The sequence below is a fragment of the Qipengyuania citrea genome (genome assembly GCF_024171405.1).
In the GTDB taxonomy this organism is placed as follows: domain Bacteria; phylum Pseudomonadota; class Alphaproteobacteria; order Sphingomonadales; family Sphingomonadaceae; genus Qipengyuania; species Qipengyuania profunda.
The window spans coordinates 615,713-630,256 of the sequence record NZ_JALJZT010000002.1; the positions used below are offsets into that span (position 1 = coordinate 615,713).

Annotated in this window: 14 protein-coding genes; 2 read left to right on the forward strand and 12 right to left on the reverse strand. The window is 64.0% G+C overall.

Features of this window, described 5'->3' with window-relative positions; translation table 11 throughout:
- Window positions 1-159: 159 nt before the first annotated feature.
- From J2S32_RS03855 to J2S32_RS03905, 11 genes are all read right to left on the reverse strand, one after another.
- Window positions 160-2,226 carry an acetyl-CoA carboxylase biotin carboxylase subunit gene (locus J2S32_RS03855; RefSeq protein ID WP_253516531.1) on the reverse strand — a complete coding sequence of 689 codons (2,067 nt, stop codon included), beginning with the start codon at window positions 2,224-2,226 and terminating at the stop codon, window positions 160-162.
- Between the two features lie 5 nt (window positions 2,227-2,231).
- Window positions 2,232-2,651, reverse strand: a complete 420-nt coding sequence (locus J2S32_RS03860) for a lysozyme inhibitor LprI family protein (RefSeq protein WP_253516535.1) — start codon at window positions 2,649-2,651, stop codon at window positions 2,232-2,234.
- Complete coding sequence (gene bioB, locus J2S32_RS03865) at window positions 2,648-3,658, reverse strand: biotin synthase BioB (protein ID WP_253516549.1); 1,011 nt, start codon at window positions 3,656-3,658, stop codon at window positions 2,648-2,650. Before bioB ends, J2S32_RS03860 begins: the two co-directional genes overlap by 4 nt.
- Window positions 3,655-4,116 carry a DMT family transporter gene (locus J2S32_RS03870; protein ID WP_253516552.1) on the reverse strand — a complete coding sequence of 154 codons (462 nt, stop codon included), beginning with the start codon at window positions 4,114-4,116 and terminating at the stop codon, window positions 3,655-3,657. Before J2S32_RS03870 ends, bioB begins: the two co-directional genes overlap by 4 nt.
- A complete protein-coding gene (gene scpA, locus J2S32_RS03875; protein ID WP_253516566.1) occupies window positions 4,116-6,275 on the reverse strand; it encodes a methylmalonyl-CoA mutase in 2,160 nt (719 codons plus the stop codon). The genes J2S32_RS03870 and scpA overlap by 1 nt, the downstream gene beginning before the upstream one ends.
- 174 nt (window positions 6,276-6,449) lie before the next feature.
- Window positions 6,450-7,235 (reverse strand): enoyl-CoA hydratase-related protein, encoded by a 786-nt coding sequence (locus tag J2S32_RS03880; protein WP_253516569.1) that lies wholly within the window; start codon window positions 7,233-7,235, stop codon window positions 6,450-6,452.
- A gap of 85 nt (window positions 7,236-7,320) precedes the next feature.
- The gene (locus J2S32_RS03885) at window positions 7,321-7,932 is read right to left on the reverse strand and encodes a glutathione S-transferase family protein (protein WP_253516571.1); all 612 of its coding nucleotides are present in this window, start codon (window positions 7,930-7,932) and stop codon (window positions 7,321-7,323) included.
- A gap of 156 nt (window positions 7,933-8,088) precedes the next feature.
- Window positions 8,089-8,538 (reverse strand): methylmalonyl-CoA epimerase, encoded by a 450-nt coding sequence (mce, locus tag J2S32_RS03890; protein WP_050599937.1) that lies wholly within the window; start codon window positions 8,536-8,538, stop codon window positions 8,089-8,091.
- Window positions 8,535-9,056, reverse strand: a complete 522-nt coding sequence (locus J2S32_RS03895; protein ID WP_253516573.1) for a hypothetical protein — start codon at window positions 9,054-9,056, stop codon at window positions 8,535-8,537. The genes mce and J2S32_RS03895 overlap by 4 nt, the downstream gene beginning before the upstream one ends.
- Before the next feature lie 78 nt (window positions 9,057-9,134).
- The gene (locus J2S32_RS03900) at window positions 9,135-10,667 is read right to left on the reverse strand and encodes an acyl-CoA carboxylase subunit beta (protein WP_063511210.1); all 1,533 of its coding nucleotides are present in this window, start codon (window positions 10,665-10,667) and stop codon (window positions 9,135-9,137) included.
- Window positions 10,668-10,721: 54 nt separating this feature from the next.
- On the reverse strand, window positions 10,722-11,459 hold the full coding sequence (locus J2S32_RS03905) for a TlyA family RNA methyltransferase (RefSeq protein ID WP_253516575.1): 738 nt from the start codon (window positions 11,457-11,459) through the stop codon (window positions 10,722-10,724).
- A gap of 46 nt (window positions 11,460-11,505) precedes the next feature.
- Here J2S32_RS03905 and J2S32_RS03910 point away from each other — a divergent pair, with 46 nt between their 5' ends.
- Both J2S32_RS03910 and J2S32_RS03915 read left to right on the forward strand, forming a co-directional pair.
- Window positions 11,506-12,069, forward strand: coding sequence for a hypothetical protein (locus tag J2S32_RS03910; protein WP_253516577.1), 564 nt, complete (start codon window positions 11,506-11,508; stop codon window positions 12,067-12,069).
- A gap of 504 nt (window positions 12,070-12,573) precedes the next feature.
- Window positions 12,574-13,656 carry a branched-chain amino acid aminotransferase gene (locus J2S32_RS03915; protein WP_253516579.1) on the forward strand — a complete coding sequence of 361 codons (1,083 nt, stop codon included), beginning with the start codon at window positions 12,574-12,576 and terminating at the stop codon, window positions 13,654-13,656.
- Here the strand turns inward: J2S32_RS03915 and J2S32_RS03920 are convergent, their stop codons facing one another.
- A complete protein-coding gene (locus tag J2S32_RS03920) occupies window positions 13,657-14,544 on the reverse strand; it encodes a DMT family transporter (protein ID WP_253516581.1) in 888 nt (295 codons plus the stop codon). It abuts the gene before it with no gap.

Sequence of the window (14,544 nt, forward strand, 5' to 3'; positions counted from 1 at the left end):
GCATGAGCCGACTCAGAACGCACAGGATTCCCCGCGGCGGTCAGCCTTACCAGGGCGTTTACCAACAAAGCCGGTGAACTTGGGCAAATTCGCAATAACGATACTCTATCAGGCGCCGAAAATTGCGCGTTGATGTGAGAAAGCGCCAGTCCCGCCTGCCTATTCGAGCTCGAGAATCACCTCGTCTACTGCCAGGCTGTCGCCCTCCGCAGCGTTGATCTTGCCGACCGTCGCCTGCTTTTCGGCGCGCAGGATATTTTCCATCTTCATCGCCTCGACCGTGGCGAGTGGCTGGCCGGGATGGACTTCCTCGCCCTCGCCCACATGCAGTTTTACCAGCAGGCCGGGCATCGGGCAGATCAGCATCTTGGACAGATCGGGCGGTGTCTTCTCGATCATATGCGCGGCCAGATCGGCGATCCGCGTCTGCAGGATACGCAAGTGATGCGTCGCGCCGCGCGTGGTCACCGCGTAGCCGGTGCGCGTGGATTTGAGCTGGAGGGTATAAGCCTCGACCGGGTCGGCATCTTCGTCCGCCCCGTTCTCGAACAGCGCGACGTCGACCATCGGTTCGCCCGGCGTGTACTGCATCTCGATAGTGACCGGTTCGCCGTCGACGGTCAGCGCGTTCTCTTCGAGCCGCACCTCATGCGACGTCGATCCTTCCTCGCGTTCGCCGATCCGCACGGTCCAGTCGCCCGGAGCGTAAAGGTCGTCTGACAGCTGGCCCGCGATGCGCCGCGCACGGTCGGCATCGGCGGTGGCAACCACCCCGCCAACAGCGGCCAGAACCCTCGTCAGCTGGTCAGACGCGGGCGCGCCGGTGAACCCGTCGGGATATTCCTCGGCGATGAAGCCGGTGGTCAGTTCGCCCGAACGGAAGCGCGGGTGCTGCATGATCGCGCTGAGGAAATCGACATTGTGCCCCAGCCCCTCGATGCGGAAGGCATCGAGCGCCGCGATCTGCAGATCGGCCGCCTCGTCGCGCGTTTCGCCCCAGGTGACCAGCTTGGCGATCATCGGATCGTAGAACATCGACACTTCGCCGCCTTCGAACACGCCGTCGTCGACGCGAACGCCGTCGACGCCGCGGCGGCCGTTCTCCTGCCCATCATCGGCCCAGGGTTCGACCGGCGGCTGGTAGCGCACCAGGCGCCCGGTGGACGGCAGGAAGCCGCGATAGGGATCTTCGGCATAGACGCGGTTCTCGATCGCCCAGCCGTCGATTTTGACATCGTCCTGCGTCATCGCCAGCTTCTCGCCTGCCGCGACGCGGATCATCTGCTCGACCAGGTCCACACCGGTGATCGCCTCGGTCACCGGGTGCTCCACCTGCAAACGGGTGTTCATTTCGAGGAAGTAGAAGCTCTCGCCGGTCTTGTCGGCGCCGCTGACGATCAGTTCGACCGTGCCCGCGCTGTGATAGCCCACCGCCTGCGACAGCGCGACGCATTGCTCGCCCATTGCCTTGCGCATCTTCGGCGTCACGAAGGGCGACGGGGCCTCTTCGACCACCTTCTGATGGCGGCGCTGGATGCTGCATTCGCGCTCGTTGAGATAGATCACATTGCCGTGCTTGTCGCCGAGGATCTGGATCTCGATGTGGCGCGGGTTGAGGATAAACTTCTCGATAAACACGCGGTCATCGCCGAAGCTGTTGAGGCCTTCACGCTTGGTCGCCTCGAAGCCTTCGCGCACGTCCTGTTCGGAATAGGCGAGCCGCATGCCCTTGCCGCCGCCGCCCGCGCTGGCCTTCATCATCACCGGATAGCCGATCTCGTCGGAAATCCGCACCGCATGCTCGGTATCCTCGATCTCGCCGACAAAGCCGGGGACGACGTTGACGCCCGCTTCCATCGCGAGTTTCTTGGACTCGATCTTGTCGCCCATCGCGGCAATGGCGTTCACCGGCGGGCCGATGAAGGCAATGCCTTCCGCTTCCAGCGCTTCCACGAAACTGGAGCGTTCAGACAGGAAACCATAGCCCGGGTGCACCGCTTCGGCCCCGGTCTGCTTGGCCGCGGCAATGATCTTGTCCGCCACCAGGTAGCTTTCCGAAGCGGTTGCGGGGCCGATATGCACCGCCTCGTCCGCCATGCGAACGAAGGGCGCGCGCGCATCGGCATCGGAATAGACCGCCACGGTCGCGATACCCATGCGCTTGGCCGTCTTGATGACGCGGCAGGCGATTTCGCCACGATTGGCGATGAGGATTTTCGTGAACATCGGTGTCAGTTCTCCGTTCCGGGTTTCGCTTCGCCGGACATCTGATTGCGCGTCAATTCGCGCAGTTCTTCGGTTCTCCGCTCGGTCAGAGCGGTCATGCAGGTGCTGTGGAGGAGCGGTTGCATCGTTCCCCCGCGCGCATCGTAGCTCGACAGCCGGCAGTGCGCGTCGCGGTACGCGATCCAGGCGCGCTGGGCTGCCAGCAGGCTTTCCCAATAACCCGGCTGGTCATCCTCGACCGCATAACCGTCCTCGCGCTGCATGATCGCACGCACTTGCGGCCACAGCGCGTTCAGTTCGGCATCGGCCTGCTCCCATTCCCGATGCGCGCAGATGTTCATCTCGCTTTGCACTTGCGGGTCGGCGCAGTCGGGCATGCCGGCAGCGGCCTGCGCAGTCAGCAGCAGGGACGACAGGATGATCATTCGGCCGGCTCGGCCACCTTGCAGGCGCGCATCGGTTCTTCCTGCTGCAGCGCCGTCAGGCCCAGCTTGGCGAACAATGCGGCGTCGGTGTCGTCGCCCGCATTGGGCGCGGTGAGCAGCTTGTCGCCGGTGAAGATCGAATTCGCCCCGGCGAGGAAGCACAGCGCCTGCGTGGCCTCGCTCATGCTCTCGCGTCCGGCGGACAGGCGCACCATGCTCATCGGCATGGTGATGCGCGCGACCGCCACGGTGCGGACGAATTCGATATCGTCGATCTTGGCGAGCGGGGTATCGGCCAGCATGTCGCCCAGCACCGTGCCCTTGACCGGGACCAGCGCGTTGACCGGCACGCTTTCGGGATGGCGTTCCAGCGTGGCGAGCGTGTGGACGAAGCCCACCCGGTCGCTGCGCGTCTCACCCATGCCCACGATCCCGCCGCTGCACACGTTGATGCCTGCATCGCGGACGTTCTGCAGCGTATCGAGCCGGTCCTCGTACTTGCGGCTGGAAATCACCCGCTCGTAATATTCGGGGCCGGTGTCGACATTGTGATTGTAATAGTCGAGGCCCGCTTCCTTGAGCATGTCGGCCTGTTTCGGCGTCAGCATGCCCAGCGTCATGCAGGTCTCCAGCCCCATCGCGCGCACGCCTTTCACGATCTCGACGATCGCGGGCATGTCGCGGTCCTTGGGATTGCGCCAGGCGGCGCCCATGCAGAAGCGCTGCGAACCCGCGTCCTTCGCCTGCGCCGCGGATTGCAGCACCGCGCGGACATCCATCAGCTTGGTCGCCTCAACCCCGCTGTCGGCCTTCACCGACTGCGAGCAATAGCCGCAATCTTCCGGGCACCCGCCGGTCTTGATGCTGAGCAGCGTGCACAGCTGGACTTGGCTTGGCGGGTGAAACTCGCGGTGGACTGTCGCGGCCTGGAACAGCAGTTCGGTAAAGGGAAGGTCGAACAGCGCCGCGATCTCGTCGCGGGTCCAGTCGGTGCGGATGTGGGTCATACAGGCTTCCTGGCAAGGTAAAGGCCGAATGCCATGACCGCCAGCCCGAGCGCGCGCTTGGGGGTGATCGCGCTCTGGATGGAGCCAAGCAGGCCGAAATGGTCGATAATCGCCGCAGCGACGATCTGGCCCAGCAGCACGAAGAAGATCGCATTGCCCAGCCCGATACGCGGCGCGGAATAGGCCACCGAAGTGGCGTAGAACAGCATCACGACGGCACCGATCCACAACCAGGGCCGTTCGAATGTGAACGTGCTGGCGGCGGGAAACCCGGTGAAAACCAGCATCGCGGTGGCGATGACAAAACCGATCGCGAAAGTGACCGCCGTTGCCGCGACCGGCCCGCCGAGCTGTTGGCCGAGCCCCGCGTTAAGCGCCGCGAAAACCGGAATGCCCAGTCCGGCCGCGAACATCATGGCAGCAAGCGGCAGGAAGGTAGGGGACGAAGATGCGCTCACTACTCAGTTGCCTCGTCCAGATCCTCGCCCGCAGGCGGCATGTTGTGGCCCAGCAGGCGCAGCACGTCGGCGGCGCATTCCACGACATTGCTGCCCGGGCCGTAGATGCCCTGCACCCCGGCATCACGCAGGAAGTCGTAATCCTTCTGCGGGATCACGCCGCCGGCGATCACCTTGATGTCACTACGGCCCGCCTCCTTCAGCAGCCCGATCAGTTCGGGGATCAGCGTCTTGTGACCCGCCGCAAGGCTGCTCGCGCCGATGGCATCGACATCCTTCTCCAGCGCCATGTCGCGGGTTTCCGCAGGCGTCTGGAACAGCGGGCCCGAAACGACCTCGAAGCCCATATCGCCAAAGGCGCTGGCGATGACATTGGCGCCGCGGTCGTGGCCGTCCTGCCCCATCTTCGCGACCATCAGCCGGGGCGCGCGGCCCAGGCGGCGCTCCACCGCTTTCACGCCTTCGACCACCTGCTGGTAGCGATCATCCTCGGCATAGGCCCTGGAATAGATCCCGCGCACGGGTGTCGGCAGCGTGTCGTAGCGGCCATAGGCGTCTTCCATCGCCTGGCTGATCTCGCCCAAGGTCGCATCGTGCCGCGCAGCCTCGACCGCCAATGCGAGCAGATTGCCTTCGCGCTGGGCCGCCCCGCGAGCCAGCGTGTCGAGCGCGGCCTTGCAGGCGAATTCATCGCGTTTGGCGCGGACTTCCTGCAGCCGCGCGATCTGGCTCTGGCGCACCGCGTGATTGTCGATGTCGAGGGTGTCGATCTCGTCCTCCGTCTCGCGGCGGTACTTGTTGACGCCCACGATCACCGTTTCGCCGCGATCGACGCTCGCCTGCTTGGCCGCGGCGGCGCTTTCGATCGCCGCCTTGGGTTTGCCGCTGGCGACATATTCGGTCATCCCGCCCGCCGCCTCGACCTCGTCGAGCATGGCCTTGGCCTGTTCGACCAGCGCGGCGGTGAGGCTTTCGATGTAATAGCTGCCGCCCAGCGGATCGGCGACATTGGTGATGCCGGTCTCCTCCTGGATCACCAGCTGCGTGTTGCGCGCGATGCGGGCGCTGAAATCGGTCGGCAGCGCGATCGCCTCGTCCAACGCGTTGGTGTGCAGCGACTGCGTTCCGCCCAGCACCGCCGCCATTGCTTCCACCGTGGTGCGGATGACGTTGTTGTAGGGGTCCTGCTCCTGCAGGCTCACGCCGCTGGTCTGGCAATGCGTGCGCAGCATCTTCGACTTGGGGTTCTGCGCCCCCAGCCCTTCCATGACATCGTGCCACAGCGCGCGCGCGGCGCGCATCTTGGCGATCTCCATGAAGAAGTTCATGCCGATGCCCCAGAAGAAGGACAGGCGCGGCGCGAAGGCATCGATATCGAGGCCCGCTTCCATCGCGCGCTTGGCGTATTCCTTGCCGTCGGCGATGGTGAAGGCCAGTTCCTGCACCGCGGTCGCCCCGGCTTCGTGCATGTGATAGCCCGAAATCGAAATGCTGTTGAATTTCGGCATGTTGGCCGAAGTATATGCGATGATGTCCGAAACGATCCGCATGCTCGGTTCGGGCGGGTAGATATAGGTGTTGCGGACCATGAACTCCTTGAGGATGTCGTTCTGGATGGTCCCGGCCAGCTTGTCCTGGGCGACGCCCTGCCGTTCGGCGGCAACGATGTAGAAGGCCAGAACGGGGATGACCGCGCCGTTCATCGTCATCGATACGCTCATCGTGTCGAGCGGGATCTGGTCGAACAGGATCTCCATGTCGCGCACGGTATCGATCGCGACGCCCGCCTTGCCGACATCGCCGACCACGCGCGGGTGATCGCTGTCATAGCCGCGGTGCGTGGCGAGATCGAATGCGACCGACAGACCCTTCTGCCCGGCGGCAAGGTTGCGGCGATAGAAGGCGTTCGATTCCTCTGCCGTGGAGAAGCCAGCGTACTGGCGGATGGTCCACGGGCGCCCGGTGTACATCGAGGCGTAGGGCCCGCGCGTGAACGGGGCGATCCCCGGCACCCCGGGATCGACCAGCGCGGCGGTGTCCTGCGACGTATACAGCGGCTTTACCGCGATCCCTTCGGGTGTGTGCCAGGTGAGATCGCGCCCCTTCACTTCCTTGTCGGCGAGGGGCTTCCAATCGTCATAAGTCGGCTTGTCGGTCATGCACGGTCCTAAACCACAATCGTATGCACAGGAAAAGAGCGGGCGCGGTGCAAACCACCCTCCTTCCCCGTCACCCCCGCGAAGGCGGGGGTCCAGATAACCTTGCGATCGATAGCCAAGGTAGATGGATTCCCGCCTTCGCGGGAATGACGATGATTCTATTGCCGAGTGGCGCTACTCGCCCTTGAAGTCCGGCTTGCGCTTCTGGAGGAAGGCCATGCCGCCTTCCATCGCATCCTTGCTCGCGCCCGCCAGCCGCTGGCCCTCGGCTTCGGCCAGTAGTACTTCGGTGATGGTGCCGTCCAGCGCGGTGGCGATGTTCTTCTTCATCGTGGCGTAGGCCAGCGTCGGGCCATTGGCGAGCTTGTGCGCCAGCGCCCGGGCTTCGCCGATCAGCGCATCGTCATCGCAGGCCTTGTAGATCAGCCCCCAGTCCTCGGCTTGGTTCGCGCCGATCTTCTCGCCCAGCATCATCATCCGCGTGGCGCGCGCGCGGCCGATCGCGCGGCTGAGCAGCCAGGTCGACCCGCCATCGGGGACGAGGCCGATATTGACGAAGGCCTGGAGGAAATAGGCGCTCTTGCCCGCAAGCACGAAGTCGCCCGCCAGCGCGAGGCTGCAGCCGACGCCCGCGGCAGGGCCGTTGACCGCGCAGATCACGGGCACGTCGGCGCGCAGCACCTGGTTGATCGCCGGGTTGTAATGGTTCTGCAGGGCGCGGTGGCTGCCGCCCTTGTTCTGCAGCGCGCTGCCCTCGCCCCGCGCGGCGAGATCGGCGCCCGAGCAGAAACCCTTGCCCGCGCCGGTGATCAGCACAGCGCGGCTGTCACCCAGATCGTAGAAAGCCGCGCCGATTTCGTCCGCCATCTGCGGCGGCATCGCGTTCAGCCGGTCGGGCCGGTTGAGCGTGATGGTGGTCAGCGGGCCGTCTTTCTCGACGATGATGGTTTCGTAGCTCACGCGTCTCTCCCAAAGGTTTCTTTTCGCTACCGACCTTGGCTGCGATGACGCCCGCGTGCAAGAGCCTTGCGTAGCGGGCCGGAATTCAGGCGGCCGCGCTGGGACGTGCCGACACGCGCTCGTGCCATGCCGCCAGCCCCGAACATTCGCCGGGCATTTCGAGGCCGACGAATTTGGCGAAATCGATCGTGGTCAGCAGCAGGATATCCGCGGCGGAGAAATCGTCGCCGGCAAGGTGGTCGCCCGCGCCGAGCGATTCGTCGAAGAAGCGCATCGCCTCGGCCACCCGCGGCCGGTTGGCCTCGCCCCATTCCGCATTGCGGCCCGGAAGCGCGGCGGTGAAAGGATGCGTATGCACCCACACCGCGCCCACCGGCGGCATGAGGATCATTTCGACCCGGCGGCACCACATCTCGATTTGGGCGATTTCGAGCGCGGTGGTGCCGAACAGCGGCGGCTCGGGATGCTCGGCTTCGAGGTACCGCATGATCGCGACGCTTTCGGCGATCACCGTGCCGTCATCGAGCTCGAGGATCGGCGTCTGCCCGCGCGGGTTCTTGGCGACGAAGTCCTCCGCCTTCTGCTCGCGCTTGGGGATCGAGACTTCCTTGCTCGGCAGCTCGATGCCCTTCTCGGCGGCGAAGATACGCACGCGGCGCGGATTGGGCGCCGGGTTCGGGCTGTCGTAGAATAGCATCGAAGTTCCTCTCATATTCCGCCGTCTTTTCCCGTCATCCCCGCGCAGGCGGGGATCCAGATAACGGTCGTTCAATCTCGCCAGGTCAGCTGGACCCCCGCCTGCGCGGGGGTGACGATAAAGGTTGGTGGGGCGCGATCAGTTCTCCCACACCCCTCAGTTCGACCAGTGCGCGTCGTCCTTGGGCGTTTCCATGATCTCGGTCAGCTGGCCCATCATGTCCTTGGGGTGCAGGAAGAAGATCGGCGTGCCGTGCGCGCCGATGCGCGTGGGGCCGAGGATGCGCTTACCCATGTCCTCGAACCACTTACGCGCGTCCTCGATGTCCTCGACCTCGTAGCAGACATGATGCTGTCCCCCGGCGGGGTTCTTGGCGAGGAAACCGGTCAGCGTGGACTGCTCGCCCAGCGGCTCGATCAGCTCGATCTGCGTGCCATTGGTCCCGTTCTCGCCAGGCGTGTCGACGAAGCAGACCGTCACCCCCTGTTCCTCGAGATCGAACGGCTCATGCGTAATGCTCGCGCCCATGACATCGCGATAATAACGCAGCGATTCCGCAATCGAGGGCGTCGCGACGCCGATATGGTTGAGACGGCCGAGTTTCATTCTATCCAATCCTCCGAGGATGCTAACATCTCCTCTTTGCGGCCTTCCATGACGTTAACGCAATCTGCGACTGCGTTAGTGCGAAATACAAGTGCCGCCCTCAAATAGCTGTAGCCCTCTCCAAAAGAAGCCAATTCCTCCACGTCGTTTGGTGATTCACCGCCTCGGGTATCTAACCAACTAAGAGCCTCGTTGATGCTCGAGTCCTCGAATTCAAACTTCTCCGCAAATCTTCGACATCTCTGGAACTGCTTTTCGAAGACCTTTGCTCCAGCAAGGATTTCCGATTTCGCCTCGTCCTCATCAATCTGGCTAACAGCTTTGAGTCCGAAAGCCCTCGCAGTCACGCACATATCGAGAAGCATCTTCCGTCTCTCGTCGCGCAATTCTCTTTCTTTGAGATAGTGGAGGATCACTGCACCGGCTACAGCAATGAGAGCTCCTAAAAGGGCTCCGACAAACCTCGCGGCATCTCCAGCCGAGAAATTGAACCCAGAAGCCGAAATTACTCCGATCACCACGCCCGCAGCTAAGCCTAATGCGGTCCCCGCATTGACTATCGAAGACGTCAGAGCGCTATAAAGTCGCTTCACCATCTAAAGCGGAATGTTGTCATGTTTCTTCCACGGGTTCTCGAGCTGCTTGGTTCGCAGCTTGCGTAGCCCCAGCGCAATCCGCTTGCGCGTGGAATGCGGGTAGATCACCTCGTCGATATAGCCGCGGCTTGCCGCGACGAAGGGGTTGGCGAAGCGGTCTTCGTATTCCTTGGTCTTCTCGGCGATCTTGTCGGGATTGTCGCGGTCCTGGCGGAAGATGATCTCCACCGCGCCCTTGGCGCCCATCACCGCGATCTCGGCGGTCGGCCAGGCGTAGTTGAGGTCGCCGCGCAGGTGCTTGGAGGCCATCACGTCATAGGCGCCGCCATAGGCCTTGCGGGTGATCACGGTGATCTTGGGCACGGTCGCCTCGGCATAGGCGAACAATAGCTTCGCGCCGTGCTTGATAATGCCGTTGTGTTCCTGGCTGGTGCCGGGGAGGAAGCCGGGCACGTCGACGAAGGTCAGGATCGGGATTTCGAAAGCATCGCAGAAGCGCACGAAACGCGCGGCTTTCTTCGATGAGTTGATGTCGAGCACGCCCGCGAGCACCATCGGCTGGTTGGCGACCACGCCCACCGTGCGCCCCTCGACCCGGCCGAAGCCGCAGATGATGTTCGCCGCATGGCCCGGCTGCACTTCGAAGAAATCGCCTTCGTCCAGCGTCTTACGGATGACTTCGTGCATGTCGTAAGGCTGGTTGGCATTGTCGGGGATCAGCGTGTCGAGGCTCGGCTCCTCGCGGTCCCAGGCATCGCTCGTCGGGCGCTCGGGCACGTCCTCGCGGTTGGACAGCGGCAGGTAATCGAAGAAATCGCGCGTCGCGAGCAGCGTCTCGATATCGTTCTCGAAGCTGTTGTCGGCGACCGAGGTCTTGGTCGTATGCGTCTTCGCGCCGCCCAGCTCTTCCTGCGTCACGACCTCATTGGTTACCGTCTTCACCACGTCGGGGCCGGTGACGAACATGTAGCTACTGTCTTCGACCATGAAGATGAAGTCGGTCATCGCCGGGCTGTAGACCGCCCCGCCCGCGCATGGCCCCATGATCAGGCTGATCTGCGGCACCACGCCGCTGGCGAGCACGTTGCGCTGGAACACCTCGGCATAGCCGCCGAGGCTGGCGACGCCTTCCTGGATGCGCGCGCCGCCGCTGTCGTTGAGGCCGATTACCGGCGCGCCGACCTTCATCGCGGTGTCCATCACCTTGCAGATCTTCTCCGCATGGCGTTTCGACAGCGAGCCGCCGAAGACGGTGAAATCCTGGCTGAAGACATAGACCAGCCGGCCGTTGATCGTGCCCGACCCGGTGACCACGCCGTCGCCGGGGATCTTCTGGTCCTGCATGCCGAAATCGACGCAGTCATGTTCGACATAGGTGTCGAGTTCCTCGAAGCTGCCTTCATCGAGCAATATATCGAGCCTCTCGCGCGCAGTCAGCTTGCCCTTGGCGTGCTGCGCGTCGATCCGCTTCTGCCCGCCGCCCATCTTGGCGGCATCGCGGCGGCGTTCCATTTCGGCGATATTGGCGGACATGCTCTCTCCGTGAATAGGTTTTGATGTGCGACTAGTGCCAAGCGAGGCGCAAGGTCAATCGCGCGGCGCGCTTCTCTCGGCGCTGATGAGGAACTCGACATTGCCTTCGGGGCCGGTGATCGGGCTTTCCACGATGCCCTGTACGGTAAAGCCCAGTCCTTCGACCCAGTCGCACACTTCGCCGCAAACGCGGCGGTGCAGTGCGGGGTCGCTGACCACGCCCTTCTTGCCCACTTCCTCGCGCCCGACCTCGAATTGCGGCTTGATCAGCGCGACGAGGCGGCACTGCGGCGCTGCGATTTCGAGCGGGCGATCGAGTACCTTGGCCAGCCCGATGAAGCTGGCATCGCACACCACCCAATCGCACGGCCGGTCGATCATGTCCGGCGTGAGGATGCGCGCGCTGGTCTGTTCGAGCACGGTGACGCGCTCGTCCTGCCGCAGTTTCCACGCCAGCTGGTTGGTCCCGCTGTCGACTGCGAAGACATGCTCCGCCCCGCCCTGCAGCAATACGTCGGTGAAGCCGCCGGTCGAACTGCCGATGTCCATTGCCACCGCGCCGCGCGGGTCGAGGTCGAAATGTTCGATCGCATGCGCCAGCTTGATCCCGCCGCGCGACACCCAGGGGTGATCGCGCCCGCGCACGTCGAGCGCCGCGTCCATTGGCAATTGCTGGCCGGGCTTGGCCAGTTTCTGTTCGCCGCTGAACACCAGCCCCGCCATGACCAGCGCCTGCGCGCGCGTCCGGCTCTCCACGAGCCCGCGGTCCACCAGCATTTGATCGAGGCGCATCTTTTTCGGCATTGGAAACATGCGCGTTAGCGATCATTGTGCAGGCATGAAACCGATCTATTTGCATCTGGGTGGCGCGCTGGCGCTGAGCTTCACCATCGCCGCCTGCGTGCCCGCTCCGCAGCCGACGCCCGCGCCCACGCCCGCACCGACGCCGGTTGCGACTACCCCGGCACCGCGGCCCCCGATGCCCGCGCCCGCCCCGGCAGAGAACTGGATCGACCGCCCGCAGACCGCCGGCAACTGGACCTATTCGGACCTCGGGGAGAATGCGCTCGCGCAATTTGTCGATAGCGGCGGCGCGCCTGCTTTCTCCTTGCTGTGCCTCGCCTCCGATGGGCAGGTCGGGCTGGTGCGGACTGCCATGTCGGGCGGCGCAGGCCAGATGATCATCCGGACCGAAACCGCCGACCGCGCGCTGCCCGCCCGCGCCTTCACTCCCGACAGCGCCGGGCGGCCCCGATCGATCGCCTATCTCGACGCGCGCGATCCGCTGCTCGATGCAATGGCGCTGACGCGCGGGCGATTCGCTGTGGAGACTTCGGGCTTATCCACACTTTACCTTCCGGCTTGGGCCGAGGTTACCCGCGTGATCGAGGAATGCCGCTGAGCGGAGTCGCAGGATCGGCAGCCTCCGGCACGACCGCGGCGAGCAGGCACAAAAATGGCCCGGAAACCGATCCGAGCCAGAAACGCCAATTCTGACGTGGGAAAACTTTTTTACAAGGGTTGTTTTAACCCTCTGGAAGACTCAAATATATCCACAAGATCAGCGGCGAAACGCGGTCTTGTTCCCCGGAGACGGGGTACTTTGGCTCTAAACAGCGCGAAAGGAGGTGATCCGATGTCTCATGGTTCAGCAGAGAGGTCGGCAAGTTTCCGCGCGGAGCACTATCGGTAAAACCAAACCCTTAGAGGCTTCGTGAGCGGCACTTCCCGCCGCTGACCATGCGAAGGGCAGTTCCACCTACGGGCGTGGGGCTGCCCTTCTCATTGTGTCGGGTCCAAACCGGACCGGTTTCCCGCCTTCGCCGCATCCCTCGGTTTTTGCCGGTGACAGGCCCCCATCAGACTCATCCTTGCCTCGCGCGCGCCTTCCGATTACCCGCGCTGCATGGATTTCGAGCATCTTCCCCACCCCGCCCCCGTCCCCGGCGAAACCCGCCAGCAGGCGCTTCTCGACCCCGGTTTCGGCAAGCTGTTCACCGATCACATGGTCGTGATCGATTACGATGCCGACAAGGGCGGATGGTACAAGGCGACGCTGGGCGCGCGCGAGCCGATCAGCCTCGATCCGGCGGCGGCCGTGCTGCATTACGCGCAGGAAATCTTCGAGGGCATGAAAGCCTACAAGCAGGAAGACGGCTCGCTTGCGCTCTTCCGGCCCGAGCAGAACGCACGCCGCTTCAATGAAAGCGCGCGGCGGATGGCGATGCCCGAACTGCCCGAAGAACTGTTTCTCGAATCGATCCGCCAGCTGGTCACCCGCGATCGCGACTGGGTACCGACGATTGCCGATGGCGCGCTCTACCTGCGGCCCTTCATGTTCGCTTCCGAAGCCTTTCTCGGCGTGCGGCCCGCGCGGCAGTACAAATATGTGCTGATTGCATCACCCGTCGGCGGCTATTTCAAGGCTGGCGCGCAGTCGGTGAAAATCTGGGTCAGCCGCAATTACACACGCGCTGCGCCAGGCGGGACCGGCGCGGCCAAGACAGGCGGGAATTACGCCGCCAGCCTGGTCCCGCAGGCCGAAGGCATCGAGAATGGCTGCGACCAGGTCGTCTTCCTCGATGCGGTCGAGAAGAAATGGGTAGAGGAACTGGGCGGGATGAACCTGTTCTTCGTGTTCGACGACGGCAGCGTGATCACCCCGCCGCTGACAGGCACGATTCTGCCCGGTATCACCCGCGACAGCCTGATCCAGTTGCTGCGCGAAGAAGGCCTGCAGGTGCGCGAGGAGCCTTACAGCATCGACCAGTGGCGAATCGACGCCACCACGGGTCGCCTGCTCGAGACCATGGCATGCGGCACCGCCGCAGTGGTCACCGCGGTCGGCACCGTACTTGGCCCCGATGGAGAGTTCACCATCGGCAGCGGGGGTACCGGCCAGGTGACCAACAAGGTCCGCGAGAAACTAGTCGCCATCCAGAAGGGTGCCGTTGCCGATACCCATGGCTGGACAGTAAAGCTCGGCTGATCAGAACCGCGGGCGGACCAGGAACCGGCGCGTGAAGGTTTCGCTCGGCCGCAGCACGATGATGGCGACGCCGGCCAGTGCAATGCCGCCGCCAACGACCAGCCGCCCGCCGATCGCGTCCCCCGTCAGCCACGCGCCGAAGACGATGGTCAGGATCGGCGTGAACAGCGTCAGCGGCACGATCAGATTGGCATCGTATTCGCGCAGCATCCGGTAATAGGCGGTATGCGCGCCGACCGAGACCACGATTGCGGCGAAGAACAGGCATGCGGCGAGCTTCCACGGCGACGTGGCCAGCGACGCGACCTGCCCGCTTTCCATCACCGCGGTCAGCGGCAACAGCACCGCTACCGAGGCGAGCGCCGCCCATGCCTGCAAACGGATCGATGACAGGTCGAGCCGTTTGACGAAGACCGTGCCGAGCGCACCCACGACTGCAGAGATGAAGACCAGCAACAGGCCGGTGCTGGTCTCCATCTGGTTCTCGCCCGCCATGGCGAACAGCACACCGCCGAACGCCAGCCCGATCCCGAGCCCGCGGCGCCAGCGAATACGCTCGCCCAGGAACAGGATCGCGAAGAGCACCGTCATCGGCGCGCCGGTCAGGCTGACGACCCCGGCAGCCGAGGGACTGGCCGTGACCAGCCCCATGAACAGCAGCGCAAAGGATCCCCCGCTGATCGCCAGGCCGATGAGCAGCACACGCCCGAGATTCTCGGGAAGCGGACGCAGCAGCGGGATGAGGACGATCGCCACGATCAGCGAGCGCAGCAGCGCATAGAACAGCGGCGGCGAAGCTAGGTCGACGATCGCCACCTTGCTGACGACGATATTGAGTGCCCAGACGATGTTGCACATCATCATGATCAGCAAGGCCCGCGCCGACAT